A 15,245-nucleotide genomic window follows, 5' to 3' on the forward strand; every position below is an offset into this window, starting at 1 on the left:
CCAGGAACTGGCGCTTGATCTTGTCCAGATCCAAGCCGGTGTTTTCTTCCATGTTTTTCTGTGTTAAAGGTAATACTCAATTAACCTTGACACAGGTGACATTACACCCTCCCTAATTATGAATTAAATCCTTACGCAAACAAACAACATTAATGAGCGGGCAGAAATAGTATTAGATGTTTCACCTTTTCACTTAAATTTTTACGTTTTATCGCAGATAGTTACAAAGTCGTAGAAGTATTTTGAGCCAATGACGATTTCTTCCTAGAAGTGTAAGCGTATTTCGCATCCCATCCGCTGTTCGCTGGTATTAAGCCCTGCCACTGCACCCTTTTGAACGCAATGGCCTATATATTATCTCCGAAATCACTGCTTATACATTTCTGAAGCACAACAGCAGATTTAAACTAGCCAGAATTAATACCTAATTCCAAAGTCTACGTTAATTTTATTGAAAGATGAGACTACCTTACCTGTTCACTCTTTTATAAACACCTCCCTCGAACTAACGTTCTTCCTCATTACCAACCTAGGAGCTTTCCGTTTCCCGGTATATAACCTTAATGCGTTAGCAACAAATACAGGCTTCAAAGGAAATCCAAGTTTTTCCTGACACAGCTTGAATACCTCCAGCCCTGTTCGCGGCTTATCAAAATAACCATTCCTAAACAGCCCATCCACAAACTGCTGCACTTCTTCCTGGGTAGCCACACTTTTCAACGGCAATTCAAAACTGGCAGGCTCCTCCTCAAAGGTTAAAAAATGCTCTTTCCCTTCTTCTTTCAGAATGGATATGGTATAGCTCTTGTTATTTGACTTAGGATTATGTCCTTGCTCTATCTGAATCTGGTAAAAAGGCTCCTCGATTTTACCCGGCATCAGGTCAGACAACGGGCAATCAAAAATCTGCCGCAGGTAGTTGGTCTCGGCAGCGTTGTACTTCTTTGTGGAGGTCGGGTCTTCCAGGTTCCTTACATACAAGGGATGATAGCCTAACAGAAACGAAAGCTCTCGGGCGGTGTAGCCCATTGTGAGCCGCTTCTTCCTTACACGGTAGGTTTTATCGAACTCAATCGATGATACAGGCATTGTTAAGATTGCTGTTGGCTTTTCTTTTTTCACATCCCTAATTACGGCATTTCAGGATGTTTTTGAAAGCATAACTTTAAACAGCTATACCTGCTGGTACTGCACGTTACCACTATCGAGCTCCACCTTCTTCAAGCCTCCCTTTTCAACTGCCCTTTCCAAAATAGCGGTGTAGTCCGTCACAGGCCTGCTTTCTTTGTAGTATTCATTACAGTAATCGGTAGTCTCCCTGATTGTCTGCGGTACACTAAAGAACTTACCCTCCTCAAGCAAAGCATTGATGATACCCGTTGGCCCCAGCCCTTTGGGGATTGTCACTCTGGTCTTCACTTGGGGCGTGTCATCCAGAATATTCGCTGGATAGAAATCATAGACCGTACAGCCGAAGTAGTTGGCGATTAGATTGAGTTGATGATCGGTATACTTATTACTTCTTTTAACGCTCTCAATATTGCTAACAATAGAAAGGTCTGAGCTGGGGCTAATGATGTTTGAAAGCTCCCTTTGTGTTATGCCAGCTTCGAGCCTTAACCTTCTGACCGCATCTATTATATACTGTGCTGTGGGTGAAATCTTTATGTCTTCCATCGGAAGACAATAGACTAAAAGCAAATTTTATACATTGAATGTAAAATAATTTGATTTATTATTCAACTTTTACTACCTTAGTGACTGAATCTAATATGAAACACTGATACCTATTAACATACGTTAAAAGGACATATTATTTAGATATCCAAGCATCTGGATTCTGAATCTTGCGCGGAAAATGTAGGAAACTTTCTGTGAACGCAAGATGCAGGAGTCGATGCCCATTTACTATCTTTGTGATGGTGATGGGCCCGCTCTTGTATGTTGTTCACAACCCTCCTACAGGTTTCCGCAATGTACGGAGTGGGCTCCATTGCTATCGTTTCTTTCTGTTAGCGATTCCCCTCTTCTAAGATTCATTATTCAACTGCACTTTATAGCCAGAGTAATGAATCAGAAATTCAACAGCACCATACAGCGCGTATCTGCACTCCGGAGTCCTTCCTCCGGCTGGGTGCTCCTCATTTCACCTCCTGAGTGAGTTGATACCTTCCCGTTGCTGCCTCGCTAACACCAGCTAGCACGTGTTACAGGCCAGCCATTTCCCTTTCCCTCCTCGGCATGACCAGCTCCTGTTTTGCAGCTGGCAGGAACCTTATTCCCCAAACTTTAACCGATGACCTATGGAAACTATGCCCTACACCTTACCTGAATTCAAACTCTCCGAGCCCGACCAGGCCCTGCTGGACTTCTGCGCCCGCTACCCGCAGCACGAGGCGCAGCGCCGCCTCTGGAAATGGTTTATCCTGGCCTTGAAAGACAGCAAGTCCTCCTGTATTCACAACACTGAACTGATTACCTTTTATGAAGATCTTAAAACGCTTGTTTCAGCTCTATATCAACTGCATGACATGCCCAAGAAAACCTGCTCCACGCCGCAGCTAAGCACCACACCTGACTGTCCAGAAAAAGCCTCGCTGGCCGAGGCTCTGAAATCCCTGCACACCAACGTGTCGGCCAACTGGATGTTGCTCGTCTGCCCGCCTGATTAGAAAGTTTCCTACAGATCCACCCGCACTAGCGGCTAACTATTTGTCACATCCTGATCTATACATATATGAAACCAGAAAACTGGCTTCCCAGGCTTCCTTTGCCTATAATTTTCCTGTGTACTGCCTTCCAATCAGTTTCTGGCAGCCTGCAGGCATACCACTTGGTACGGTTTGCTAACTCAGTCGCCGCTTCAGAAGAGGCTATACCCTGCCGCTCCTGTCGCGACCCAATGATATACTAGGAGAGGCCGGGGCGCCCGGCACTGTCCGGCTGTGCAGGGGGCGGCTGCTCCATAAGTTAAAGAATAGTTTTAAGGTGAGTACCTGCAGCCGCCCGTGAGCGAAACTCTCCGTCCCTCGCTCACGCCGGTCGCCCCCGCCTCTCCTCTTCCAGCTCCCTGTCAGCTACCTTCTCTCAGGCCGCTAGGCTGAGAAAAGCCCAGTGGCCACCTGTGACCTTACACATCAATTAAACCTTTAAACACTAATACATGCCGTTAATAAAACAGTTTTTAAATAGGATATCTCTTCATAGCTCGTGTTGCCTGGCTTTCACTTTGATCGCACTGTTGCTATTCCAGACCGTCCGGGGGCAGGCACAGGAGCACCCTGCCGCTGAACTGGAAACAGGGGAGCAGGTACCCGAGGTGGCCCTCAGTACCCTGCTTCACTATCCGTCCGCCACGGCCAGCCTTTCCGACTTCCGAGGCAGGGTCCTGCTGCTGCAGTTCTGGGCCACCACGTGCGGCTCCAGCCTGCTGGCGCTCCCGAAGCTGGAGGCCCTGCAACAAACCTTTGGCGACAGCCTGCAGGTGCTCACCATCACCTCCCAGAAGCGGGAAGAGGTGGAAGCCTTTCTAGCCAGTAACCCCATCGGGCGGCGCATGAAGCTGCCGATCGTGCTCAACAACCGGCAGCTGGAGGAGCTCTTCCCCTACAATGCCGTTCCCCACCTGGTGTGGATCAGCCCGAAGGGCAGGCTGCTTGCCCAGACCGGTCCTTACGACGCAACGCCCGCAACGATACGCCGCCTCCTGCGGGGCCAGGAAGGCAACTTCAAGGACCACAAGAAAGACATCATGGATCATGATCACACGAAACCGCTCTTCCACGAAGGAAATGGCGGCTCCCCTTTCCCCAGCTACCGCTCCATCCTCACTCCCTATGTGCCGGGGCTGGGTGGCGGGTCTGGCAAGGTGAAGACGGACTCTACCCTGCGCCTGCAGATCGTTAACGCCTCCGTGGCGCAACTCCTCCGGGCTTCCTGCGGTCTGCCCTCCTATTTCCCGGAGAAGCAGATTTTCCTGGCCAGCGAAAAGGCCCGCGCCCACCAGGTGCACAACCTGGTAGAGGAGCGCCAGCACAAAAACTATTGCTATGAAATGCTGCTGCCCGCCGCCCTGTCTGACAAGCTCTACACCTTCATGAGGCAGGATCTGGAGCGGCTCTTCGGCCTGCAGGCCAGCGTCCGCAAAAAGCGCATCGACTGTTGGGAACTGACCCTGCTGTACCGCGCGGCGGTGCCGCGGTCTGCGGGGGGTGAGCCCGGCCACAACTTCACCGACGTCAGCGATCCGGACAAGTACATGCGCAATGAGCCGGTCAACAGGCTGGTGGTTTTTCTCAACAAGCATATCCCGGACCTTCTGGTGCTCGACAAAACAGGCATCACCTATCCCCTCGATCTCCAGCTGTCGGAAGGGGACCTGCAGGACATCAGCCGGCTGAACGCCAGACTGGCCGCTTATGGCCTCCAACTGCAGAAGAAAAAGCGCCCGCTCCAGGTGCTCATCATCCAATAAGTATTTCCAAACCTAAAAAACAATCCCGTATGCAACCAAAACTACTCATCGCCTTCCTGCTCTTCTGCAGCACACTCCCCGCTCTGGGGCAGGAGCGGCTGCAGGGCCGTGTGGTCGCCTCTCCCGGCAACCACCCACTACCCGGCGCCACGGTGCGCCTGCTGGGCGCCAACGCCGCCACCGCCACTGACCCCGAGGGGCGCTTTAATCTAGCCCCACCCCAGGCTGCCGACACCCTGGAGATCTCGTTTCTAGGCTACATCACACAGCAGGTACCGCTAAAACAACCTTTACGCGATGAAATAACCATCACCCTGCGTGAAAACACACAGTCCCTCGGGGAGGTGCTTGTCTCCACCGGCTACGAGCGACTGGCTCCCGAGCGGGTGACGGGCTCCTTTACGCAGGTGGACCGGGAACTGCTCGACCGCTCCGTCAGTCCAAGTATCCTGGACCGGCTTAAGGGCGTCACCTCCGGGCTTAATTTTGACGAGCGTGTCCGCAACAACCCGAAGGTCAACATCCGGGGCATCAGCACGATCTACGGCAATGCCGAGCCGCTCATTATCCTGGACAACTTCCCCTACGAGGGCAATCTGGACGCCATCAACCCCAACGACGTGGAGAGCATTACGGTGCTCAAGGACGCAGCGGCAGCTTCGATCTGGGGCGCCCGCGCCGGCAACGGCGTGATCGTGATTACCACGAAAAAAGGACGACTGCAACAGCCCATGCGTGTGAACTTCAACGCTAACGTCAGCATATTGCAGAAGCCGGACTTCAGCCAGGTGCCCATGATGAACCCCGCTGACTTCATTGGGGTGGAGCGCTTTCTCTTCGGAAAAGGCTTTTACAACAGCCAGGAGAACAGTCCCGCCCGCACGCTGCTTTCGCCCGCCGTGGAGTACCTGATCCTTCACCGAAAGGGGCAGCTCACAGACGCGCAGTTGGAAGAGGCCCTGCAGGGCCTGGCCGCCCATGACGTGCGGGACGATTTCCGGCGTTATCTCTACGATACCGGGGTAAACCAGCAGTACGCCCTTAACCTGAGCGGCGGAGGCGAGCGCATGTCCTATTACCTGGCAGGTGGTTATGATGCCGCCACCGGCCAGCTGGGTAATCCCAACCACCGCGTGAGCCTGCGCGCCGACAATAGCTACACCCCCACCAAGCGGTTGACACTGCACACGGGCATCAACCTAACGCAGGGAATCAGGCGGTTCGGGCGTCCCGGCTTCAGTGACATCAGCCTGGACCAGTCCAAAAGACTCTACCCCTACGCCCGCCTGGCGGACGAGGAGGGTAACCCGGCGGTCCTGCCCCGAGACTACCGGCAGGGCTATGCCGCCTCTGCCCCATCCAACGGTCTGCTCAACTGGGAGTATGTACCGCTGCGGGATGCTGACGGGAACGACCACACAATCGAACAGCAGCAGGCCATCGTCACGGCGGGGGTGGACATCGATTTGTTCAAAGGCCTGACTTTTATAGGGAAGTACCAGTATGCCCACAACCAGGACCTGAACACCAACCTGCAGACTACTGAGTCTTACGGGGCGCGTAACCTGATCAACCGGTTCACCCAGGTGAACCCGGACGGAACGCTGAGCTTCCCAGTTCCCCCGGGCAGCATCATCGACACCTGGCACAGCCAGTTCAAGTCCCACAACGGCCGGGGCCAGCTCCGGTACGACCTGTCAGGCGGTCAGCATGAATTGTCGGCCATGGCCGGTGCCGAAGGGCAGGCACAGCGCAGCACCGGCCAGCAGTTCCGGGCCTATGGCTACGATGAACGCGTGGGCACCTCCGTACCCGTTGACTACATGACACAGTTTCCCCTCTCCTTCAACCCGGCCGCCAGGGGGCGCATTCAAAACAACACCGGCTTCTCGGAGCGGAACCTGCGTTTTACCTCTTACTACGCCAACGCCACTTATACCTTCGACGGCCGTTATGTCGCGACCGCGAGCGCCCGCAAGGACGCCTCCAACCTCTTCGGGGTGAACAGCAACCAGCGCGGCGTTCCCCTCTGGTCGGCCGGTTTGGCCTGGAACGCCCACCGGGAGGAATTTTTTTCCCTTCCCTGGCTGGAATACCTGAAAGCCAGGACTTCGTTTGGTTATAACGGCAACCTGGACAACAACCTCACCGCTCTGGCCACCATCAGCTCCGTCTCGGGCAACCTGAACGGCAGCCCTTACGCTGTGGTGCGCACCTACCCTAACCCGGACCTGCGCTGGGAAAAAGCAGCCACTTGGAACTTGGGCTTGGATTTTCGCCTGAAAAATGAACGCCTGCACGGTACACTGGACTATTATGTCAAAAAGGGCACAGACCTGATCGGTGACGCCCTCGTGGACCCGACGGCCGGTGTGATAAGCGGCAGGGTCCGTCGAAACGTCGCCTCCATGAAAGGCAGTGGCGTGGACCTCTCACTGACCGGAAAGCTGCTGGACAGGGGCCTGAACTGGAGCAGCACGCTGCTCTTCAACTACAACAGGAGCGAGGTCACCCGGTATGAAAGCACCACAGCCAGCGGCAGCACCTTCATCAATTCCGGCCTGTCCGTCACGCCGGTTGAGGGGCGCCCCCCGCATAGCATTTACAGCTACGCCTGGCAGGGGCTAGACCCGCAGACGGGGGATCCGCAGGGTCTTGTCGAGGGGGAGCTCAGCAAAGACTACACGGCCATCACCCGGCGTACGCAGTTGGAGGAACTGGTCTACCATGGCCCGGCTCTCCCTCCTGTTTTCGGATCCTTTCTGAACACCTTCCGCTACAAGGGCATCACGCTGTCCGGAAATATCAGCTACCGCTTCGGGTATTACTTCAGGCGCCCCTCCATCCACTACAACAACCTGTTCCTGGGCTGGGTCAGCCACCCGGACTTTGCCCGCCGCTGGCAGCAGCCTGGAGACGAGCGGCACACCTCTGTTCCGTCCATGGTCTACCCGGGCAACGTGAACCGCGACACCTTTTACACCAACTCCGCCGCCCTGGTGGTGAAAGGGGACCATATACGCCTACAGGACATCAACCTGACGGTGGACGTCCTGCAGCCGTCCAGTTCCAGGCGTATGGTGCAGCACGTTCAGCTCTACGCCGTAGCGCGGGACCTGGGCATCCTGTGGCGTGCCAACAAGCACGGCCTTGACCCTGACCATGCCAGTTACATGACACTACCCCCAACCCTGGCCATGGGATTCCGGATTGGATTCTAACTCTAAAAGACCTATACCATGAAAAAGATAAAATGCATTTTCACCCTGCTCCTGGCGGTTTTCCTTTCATCCTGCGAGCATTTCCTGGACGTAAAGCCCGACAAGTCGCTGGCGATCCCGACTGACAGGCTCGAAAACCTCCTGCGCCTACTCGACAACACCTACGTGCTGAACCAGGAAACCCCTTTCACCGGCGAAGTTGCCGCTGACAACCTCTACATCAGGCCTGCAGACTGGAACGCCCTCTCCAGTCTGACGGTCAGGAACGTCTATGCCTGGGAGCGGGATGTCTACAATGACAGTGACCGCAACGACTGGTCTCTTTCTTACAATGCGGTGCTGTATGCCAACCTGGTGCTGGGGGGCACAGAGAAACTGGAGCCTGCCCCTCACCAGCAAAGCGAGTGGGACATGATCAGGGGGAGCGCGCTTTTCTACCGGGCAAACGCCTTCTACAACCTGCTGCAGGTCTATGCGGTGCCATACAGTGAAGCTACGGCAGCCCAGGACCCTGGCATTGTGCTCAAACTGAGCCCTGACATCAACGAGCGAGCTGGCAGGGCATCTGTGCAGGAAAGTTACGACCAGGTGCTGGCAGACCTGAAAACGGCCGCAGAGCTGCTGCCGGAAGTGCCAGCCTACAAGACCCGGCCTTCCAAGCCGGCCGCCTTCGCGCTGCTCGCCCGCATCCTGTTGCAGATGGAGCGCTATGCTGAGGCCCTCTCGTATGCGGACAGGGCCATCAGCTTCCATGACCGGCTCCTGGACTATAACCTGCTGGATCTGAGTGCAGCGAACCCGATCCCGGGCATGAACGAGGAGGTAATTTTCCATACCACCATGTTCATGCTCTCCGGCACTTACTACCCGGCGGGAAAAGTGAACCCCGACCTGTACGCGCTCTATGGGGAGGATGATCTGCGCCGGGAGGTCTTCTACCGCGTGTACGATCCCGGCAATATTGGCTTCCGGGGAAGTTACTCCGGCTCCATTCTCCTCTTCACCGGGCTCGCCACCGACGAGCTGTACCTCATCCGCGCCGAATGCCTTGCCCGGCAGGGTCAGGCGGGACCGGCCATGGCCACGCTCAATGCCCTGTTGGAAAAACGATGGAAGACCGGGGCCTTCAATGCCCGGGAGGCTGCTGATGCCACCCAGGCATTGGACATCATCCTGGAGGAACGCAGAAAAGAACTGGCCTTCCGTAGCCTACGCTGGTCTGACCTGCGCCGCCTCAACCAGGACAGCCGCTACGCCGTTTCCCTGTCCCGGGAGCTGCCGGAGGGTACACGCACGCTTCCCCCGGGGGATCCCCGCTACGTTTTCCCGCTACCGCAGAAAGTGGTTGATATTAGTGGCTTACAGCAGAACTGAGCAGACACCAAAAAGCCTGATGTGTATACGCATCAGGCTTTTTTAATCAGAAAAGCGCCTCCTTACCTATTGTTGGCTGCGGAACACTTCCCTCGCAGGATCATCCACACCATCCTGCGTCGGTTTACCTGGTTTCGTGGCATCCTCCTCCGCTAGAATAGCGCAGCGGTGGTCGCCCACCACGCAGTTGGACGGTGATCCACCGGTGATGGTGTAGTCATTCGGATCGGAGGGATCGCCTCCCATCTGCAGCAGGAACCACTGCTCCTGTTGCGCTTCCGGCTGCGAGTTCCCCTCGACTCCGGCAACCGCCAGTGCTGTCCCCAGCAAAATGGCGAGCATACTTAAATTGATCTTTTTCATGGTATTTAAAATTTAATGTTGCCTGAGATTGGCAGGCCCAGGCCATCACCTGCTCCGACTGGCTCCCGAGCCCATGACCAGTCGGAGAATTTATTCTGTCGCTTCCCTTGCAGCGGGGCTCTCCTGCTGCGCTGTTTCCATGCCTACTCCCTGCCGCTTCCCTCCTTTCCATTAAACAGCCCAGCCGTAGTCTGCACATGCAACGCCTGCTGGTCTGATCGTTTATGTAATATTGTCGCTGTTATCGCTAAAGCCAGAAAAACCACGTTGAAGACCAAGTGCGTCTCCCAGTTCATCCGCTCCAAAACACCCCCGCAACTGCAGGGGATATAGCCGAAAGCGCGCGTAAGGACCAGGGCAACATACAAGGTGAAAACCGACATCAGGAGCGACGCCAGGTAGAGACCCTGCAGCCGCGTCCGCGGAAAGAAAAGCAGGGTGCAGGCCAGTAGCTCCGTCAGGGGCAGCGCCCACAGCAGCACACTTTCCCATCCGGCAGGGAAAGGCTGCAGCACCAGCTGCCCCCGGAAAGCCTGCAAATCCAGCAGTTTGCTCAGCGCCGTGTAAAGAAACAGCAGGATCAGCAGTGCTGTGATGCCCTCTATGACCAGCTTTTTATTCATGTCCCTTTTCCCTTTTGGTGTAGTATAAAGGTAGAGGAAGACTTTTTGGAAAATTCTGTTCCAGAACAGAAGAATGGGCTATTTTCTTGAAACCTGATGCGCTTACTCTCGTAGTTGGGTGGCCTATATGGTATGGCTAGATAAGAGAGGAGGTGGATGACGGTTTAGCATAGCAGCTCTTTCTGAGTGCCAGCACCTGCCTATAACCATCTTGATTGGAGTTAGAAGAGGGCTGATCAGTATTTATCTTGCTATGGAGCCTGACGAAGAACTTGGTAAACTACAGTCAGGAGTTGTTGAGCGACTTAAATACCCGACAAATTCATCTAATTTGTCTTTAAAACAAGACATGAGTTTTCAGAACCTGCAAATAGAAGCAATTGCCTTAGTAGGAAGTCCAAATAAAAGACAATCCTGTAAGAACACTACTTAGGACACTTCAAAGCAAAAGTCCACTGTCATTCATTTCGGCGCAAAGGTAGCCTTGCGGCCCGGACACGGGACAAGGTAGTCCTGAAAAAATGGGTATCCCTGAAAGGAGCCCTCCGCATTTTTACAGGCTCCACCTATGCCCTCAGTCCGATCCCGGAGGCAGTGAGGGCACCATAATCAATTCCTCATACTTAAAAGAACAAGATTATGGAAAAGCTGACTAAAAAATCCGGATTAAACAGAGTAGCAGAAATCAAGCTGACTTACCGCTCCAAAGTAAAACCATCCGAGCGTCCACAGGTAACCAGTTCCACTGACAGCGCAGCGGTGCTCCGCCAAAGCTGGGATACAGGAAAGATAGAGTTTGTGGAGCAGTTCAAGGTAATGCTTCTCAACAGGGCCAACAGGGTGCTGGGCATTTACGAGCTTTCAACCGGAGGCGTGGCAGGCACGGTGGCTGACCCGAAGCTTATCTTCGCTGCAGCGCTTAAAGCTTGCGCCAGCTCCATCATCCTCTGCCACAACCACCCCTCCGGCAACACCAAGCCGAGTGCGGCAGACTTACAATTGACAAAGAAAATGAAGCAAGGCGGAGAACTGCTCGACATTGTTGTACTGGATCACATTATCCTCACCAGCGAGACCTATTATTCCATGGCAGATGAAGGGCTCTTGTAGGGTCCATTTATCACATTAAGAAAATTCATCACTTCAGACAAGCATTAGTTGATACCTAGATTATGTGATTAAGGGTGGTTATAATTAATACTACTAAATCCTAAAATGAGTAGTCTCTAATAAAGTTGAAGACAACTCTTTAAGTTATCGATTACTTTTTGCTTCAAAACTGCAGGTTCAATAACCTTAACAGCCATTCCAAAACTTAGAATAGTAGAAATAAGCTCATAGTTAATCACCACCTTTAGCCTTACTCTTAGCTCTGTTTTGTCATCAATTAGAATTTCCTGAGAGCTATGAAGATACTGTGTCTTTATGTAATTCCCGTCATGTGGAGTAAAAGATAGAGTTACGTCCTCTACTGTTTCTTCTTCCAAAGAAATACCAATGGCATTTTTAAAATGAAGTTGAGGGTTGAACCCATAGTTATCCATAAACACAGTATCCCGAGTAGGCTCAAGACTACAGATTCTGTCTAATGCAAATTTTCTCAGGCTGCCTGTCTCATGTTGTAATCCTACTAAATACCACCTGTTGCGGTACTCCTTGAGCAAATATGGACTAACTGTACGTGGTTTGGGTCTGGCAGCATCAAATTTCTTATATATCAGTCTAACTGGGTATTTATGCCTGGTTGCATCAATAAGTATGTCTAAATGCTCATTGCCTACAGAATACGGAGCTTCCTCAAAGTCCATGAACTTCAAACCGGTTTCCGACCTTTGATATTCTATGTGCTGTACAAGGTTGATTACCTTATCTACTGTTGAGGCAAATTCCCGAAAGACAGATATGTGCTTAAACTGGTTTAGTGTTGCAGCAGCCGTTGCAAGTGCGTTAAACTCAATTTCGTTTAAGGGCAGATTGGCTATGGAGAAGTTAGAATCTGAGTAAAAGTAGCCGTTTTCTTTCTTCGAGTACCCTATTGGAGCATTGTAGTTGAGCTGAGAACAGTTACGCATCAAGTAGATATCATAATCGAGGGTTCTTTCGCTTATCTTAATGTCTTTTGTGTTACTAATTTTTTCAATTAAGTCAGTCTTTGACCAATACTTCCTGATCTTGCTTCTCAAGCAATCATCAATTACCCTCATTCGCACATATGCTTGCTTATTCTGCGGCATACCAAATTATTTTTCAACAATTTACATTTTTTTACTTGAACGCAAATAGGTTGCGTTCAAGAGCTATAGCTTTGTATAGAACAAAAGAGAATAAAGTAAATTAAATAGGCGTCTGAAAATTAATGATAAAAAGAGTCTATCATCAGCTTTTAACATTCCATATTTTATAACATTTAACTCAACACATGAAAGGATTCAATTTTTATCAAGACAAAAGTCTTGAATGGCGCTGGCGCCTAAAGGATGACAACGGCGCAATTGTGGCTGACTCAGGAGAAGGTTACAACGACCGTAAGGACTGCGAGAAAGGAGCGGCCCTGTTCACAACATTGGGGCCAAATGCCCCAGAGCGAAAAGTGTCCCGAGATGAAGAGTCCGGTCACGGGCCGGAATGGGAGTATTTCGAAGACAAAGCAGGTGAGTGGCGCTGGCGCTTCCAGGCTAAGAACAACAAAGTTCTGGCCGACGGCTCGGAAGGCTATGCCAGTGAGTACAATGTAACGCGGGCTATTCAAAACGTTAAGGCCTTGCTTCGCGAGATCGGTAAACAGAACAGCAGCGGCAACAGTGGAGGCGGTTATATTCCTCCAAGCCAAGGCGGGTCTACCGGTGGAGGGCGATTCGCATAATCTTCTGCCTTATGAATGAGCTTGACCAATTGGCTTTGGGCCAAAGCAGTGTCTTGATGTCAGGAATGAGAGGTATTGAGCTCCTGGGAGACTGGGAGCCAATCCCCTCAAGCAATGCTTGGATACTGCGTATCCGCTTAGAGATGCTCGGTACAAAGCCGACGAAGGACGTTTACCGTTTCACAGAGTGGGGAATCATCGTTGACTTCAGCGTTGACCCCTGGGGAAAAGTACAAGTGCATCCTTCCAACGGGCAGGAAGGAGTAACCGCGACTTTTGAGCATCAGCAGTACAATGGAGGAGTACACCCTCTGTGGCCGGTACGCAACGGACATATCTGTAGCCTAAGCGAAACCCATGGGTTTGCCGCTTCACGTAATGCGATGGAGACTGAGCCCACCTCAACCGTGCACCGTGTGGTTTGGCATGCGGCGAGGGCGCTGGAATGGCTGCAATGCGCTGCTACAGACACCTTAGCAGTCGCGGGGGATCACTTTGAGCTACCTGACTTTGACACAGGCTTTAGGTATACAGCAACTGAGTCTAAGAACAAGGTATTTACATTGGCTTATTATGAAGATGAGGTTTCTTTTTCTCACTGGAAGCAGAGTCCTTTTTACGCTGGCACTGCGGCTGTATCCTATTTGAACCATGTTGCCATAGTGCAGGAGTTCAAGGACCATAGAGGTGACAAAACAGTATATGAACCTTCTTGGGGAACAGCTATTGATCAATTGCCTAGCCATCAAGATGCTTTGTGGGTTCGCCTGGATGAGGTCCCAGTAATTAACCGCTGGCAAGTGCCTGCGACCATGAAGGAACTTACTGACGCTGTGGCCAGTCAAGGAAAATCGCTTATCGATTTACTTAGACCTTCCTTGGCTAAGCTCAGGACCCACAACGAGCTTCTTCTTTTTGTAGGCATGCCGATTCCAAGCAAAGTAAAAGAAGAACCCTACAGGTATCACTGGCAAGCCCTTGTTTTGTCGCCAAAAACCAATGCTTCTGCCAAGGCTCGCATTTCTTTGGTAGAAAATACGCTTCGAAGCTCCTCGCCTGTCCGATGGGTGAGCAGAGCAGAAAACTGGCATCCAAATGATTTGCAAAGCAGAGGTAGGATTTCACTCCCTTTACGTAAGGCGAATGTGCTTTTGATAGGGGCAGGGGCTCTGGGCGCTCATTTGGCTGAGCAGTTGGTCCGTATGGGGGTTACTGACATGACCATAGTGGATCCAGACTTACTGGAGGCTGGCAATCTGGTCCGGCACCCGTTGAACCTGCCACAGCTAAACAGGAACAAGGCTATTTCCGTCGCCTACGGTTTGAACCATGCTAACCCCTCGGCCAGCGTGGTGGGGCTTGCGGTTTCAGCTACTTCAAAAGATAAGGCCTTGGAAGAAGCAGTGAATGCTGCCACACTTGTCATTGATGCTACAGCCTCAGACACGGTGTTGCGGGAGCTGCCGTTTCTTGGCATTGCGGGCCAGGTGCCGATTATCAGCCTCTCGCTGGGTCTTCATGCGCAGCGCTTGTTTTTCTATTCGGATTCTGCTTCCAGTTTCGACGCCGATGCTTTTCATGAGTGGTTTGAACCTTTCAGGGTTGAAGAGCACTTGGCTGCTTTAAAAGAAGATATGCCCCGTGGTGTAGGGTGCTGGCATCCATTGACTCCTGCCCGCCTTAATAGAATTACTGGACTTGCTGGTATAGCTGTGGAACTTATCGAGCAGGTGTATGAAAGACAAGTCTCATTGCCTGTCGGACATTGTCACTCATGGCAAGTTCCAAAGCTTGAAAGAGTGATCAGGGGATCTTTGGCATGAACCCTTTATTCTGCTCCTCCGACGGGAAATACTGTGCCCACTTCCTAGATGAGGCACTCGCTGTTATCAAGGATGATATTTCCCGATATCATCCCTTAGAAACGGGTGGTATCCTGATAGGTCGTTACGATGGTAACCTTCGCATGGCAACAATTTCCATCGCGACCGCTGCTCCAGTCGACTCAAAGCACGGTCGCACCTCTTTTTTGAGAGGAACCGAGGGTATATTCAAAGCCTTGGCAGCCGCCAAAAAGAAAGACCCTCTATTGCACTATGTAGGCGAGTGGCACAGTCACCCTGCATCCTCTCCTCAGGCGAGTGCTGTCGATTTAAAGCAAATGCAGGATTTTGCTTTAGGACGCCTACATGGTGCTTGTACGCCTTTGCTTCTGATTATTGGTGGTTCTCCTTTAGAAGGTTTACATGGAGAAGTATATCTTCATCGTGCAAAAAAAGCTCATACTGTTCTGTCGGCATTCTAGAATTTGCAGGGTAATGCTGTCG

13 protein-coding genes are annotated in these 15,245 nt (G+C 52.0%); 8 read left to right on the plus strand and 5 right to left on the minus strand.

Features of this window, described 5'->3' with window-relative positions; translation table 11 throughout:
• Positions 1-477: 477 nt before the first annotated feature.
• Complete coding sequence (locus tag C8E01_RS00005; protein ID WP_133242692.1) at positions 478-1,122, minus strand: hypothetical protein; 645 nt, start codon at positions 1,120-1,122, stop codon at positions 478-480.
• A gap of 51 nt (positions 1,123-1,173) precedes the next feature.
• Positions 1,174-1,677, minus strand: a complete 504-nt coding sequence (locus C8E01_RS00010) for a helix-turn-helix domain-containing protein (RefSeq protein WP_116541337.1) — start codon at positions 1,675-1,677, stop codon at positions 1,174-1,176.
• Between the two features lie 626 nt (positions 1,678-2,303).
• Between C8E01_RS00010 and C8E01_RS00015 the strand changes: the two genes are divergently transcribed.
• The 4 genes from C8E01_RS00015 to C8E01_RS00030 all read left to right on the plus strand — a co-directional run bounded on the left by C8E01_RS00015 (position 2,304) and on the right by C8E01_RS00030 (position 9,069).
• Positions 2,304-2,672 (plus strand): hypothetical protein, encoded by a 369-nt coding sequence (locus tag C8E01_RS00015; protein ID WP_116541338.1) that lies wholly within the window; start codon positions 2,304-2,306, stop codon positions 2,670-2,672.
• A gap of 491 nt (positions 2,673-3,163) precedes the next feature.
• On the plus strand, positions 3,164-4,474 hold the full coding sequence (locus C8E01_RS00020; protein ID WP_116541339.1) for a redoxin domain-containing protein: 1,311 nt from the start codon (positions 3,164-3,166) through the stop codon (positions 4,472-4,474).
• A 29-nt stretch (positions 4,475-4,503) separates the two neighbouring features.
• Positions 4,504-7,695, plus strand: a complete 3,192-nt coding sequence (locus C8E01_RS00025) for a SusC/RagA family TonB-linked outer membrane protein (protein ID WP_116541340.1) — start codon at positions 4,504-4,506, stop codon at positions 7,693-7,695.
• Positions 7,696-7,713: 18 nt separating this feature from the next.
• A complete protein-coding gene (locus C8E01_RS00030) occupies positions 7,714-9,069 on the plus strand; it encodes a RagB/SusD family nutrient uptake outer membrane protein (protein WP_116541341.1) in 1,356 nt (451 codons plus the stop codon).
• Positions 9,070-9,135: 66 nt separating this feature from the next.
• Here the strand turns inward: C8E01_RS00030 and C8E01_RS00035 are convergent, their stop codons facing one another.
• Both C8E01_RS00035 and C8E01_RS00040 read right to left on the minus strand, forming a co-directional pair.
• Positions 9,136-9,432, minus strand: a complete 297-nt coding sequence (locus C8E01_RS00035) for a hypothetical protein (RefSeq protein ID WP_116541342.1) — start codon at positions 9,430-9,432, stop codon at positions 9,136-9,138.
• Between the two features lie 143 nt (positions 9,433-9,575).
• Positions 9,576-10,055: a MauE/DoxX family redox-associated membrane protein gene (locus C8E01_RS00040; RefSeq protein ID WP_116541343.1), complete on the minus strand. Its 480-nt coding sequence runs from the start codon at positions 10,053-10,055 to the stop codon at positions 9,576-9,578.
• A gap of 639 nt (positions 10,056-10,694) precedes the next feature.
• On the opposite strand from C8E01_RS00040, the gene C8E01_RS00045 reads away from it, so the two are divergent.
• Positions 10,695-11,165, plus strand: coding sequence for a JAB domain-containing protein (locus C8E01_RS00045; RefSeq protein ID WP_116541344.1), 471 nt, complete (start codon positions 10,695-10,697; stop codon positions 11,163-11,165).
• A gap of 116 nt (positions 11,166-11,281) precedes the next feature.
• On the opposite strand, the gene C8E01_RS00050 is transcribed toward C8E01_RS00045, so the two are convergent.
• Positions 11,282-12,289 (minus strand): helix-turn-helix transcriptional regulator, encoded by a 1,008-nt coding sequence (locus C8E01_RS00050; RefSeq protein ID WP_116541345.1) that lies wholly within the window; start codon positions 12,287-12,289, stop codon positions 11,282-11,284.
• Positions 12,290-12,474: 185 nt separating this feature from the next.
• Between C8E01_RS00050 and C8E01_RS00055 the strand changes: the two genes are divergently transcribed.
• The 3 genes from C8E01_RS00055 to C8E01_RS00065 are packed head-to-tail and all read left to right on the plus strand — an operon-like array spanning position 12,475 to position 15,223.
• Positions 12,475-12,918, plus strand: coding sequence for a YegP family protein (locus C8E01_RS00055; RefSeq protein ID WP_116541346.1), 444 nt, complete (start codon positions 12,475-12,477; stop codon positions 12,916-12,918).
• Between the two features lie 11 nt (positions 12,919-12,929).
• The gene (locus C8E01_RS21805) at positions 12,930-14,741 is read left to right on the plus strand and encodes a ThiF family adenylyltransferase (RefSeq protein WP_116541347.1); all 1,812 of its coding nucleotides are present in this window, start codon (positions 12,930-12,932) and stop codon (positions 14,739-14,741) included.
• Entirely contained in the window at positions 14,738-15,223 is a 486-nt protein-coding gene (locus C8E01_RS00065) for a Mov34/MPN/PAD-1 family protein (RefSeq protein WP_116541348.1), read from the plus strand. Before C8E01_RS21805 ends, C8E01_RS00065 begins: the two co-directional genes overlap by 4 nt.
• Positions 15,224-15,245 lie beyond the last annotated feature (22 nt).

It is taken from the genome of Pontibacter virosus (assembly GCF_003096355.1).
Classification (GTDB): Bacteria; Bacteroidota; Bacteroidia; order Cytophagales; family Hymenobacteraceae; genus Pontibacter; species Pontibacter virosus.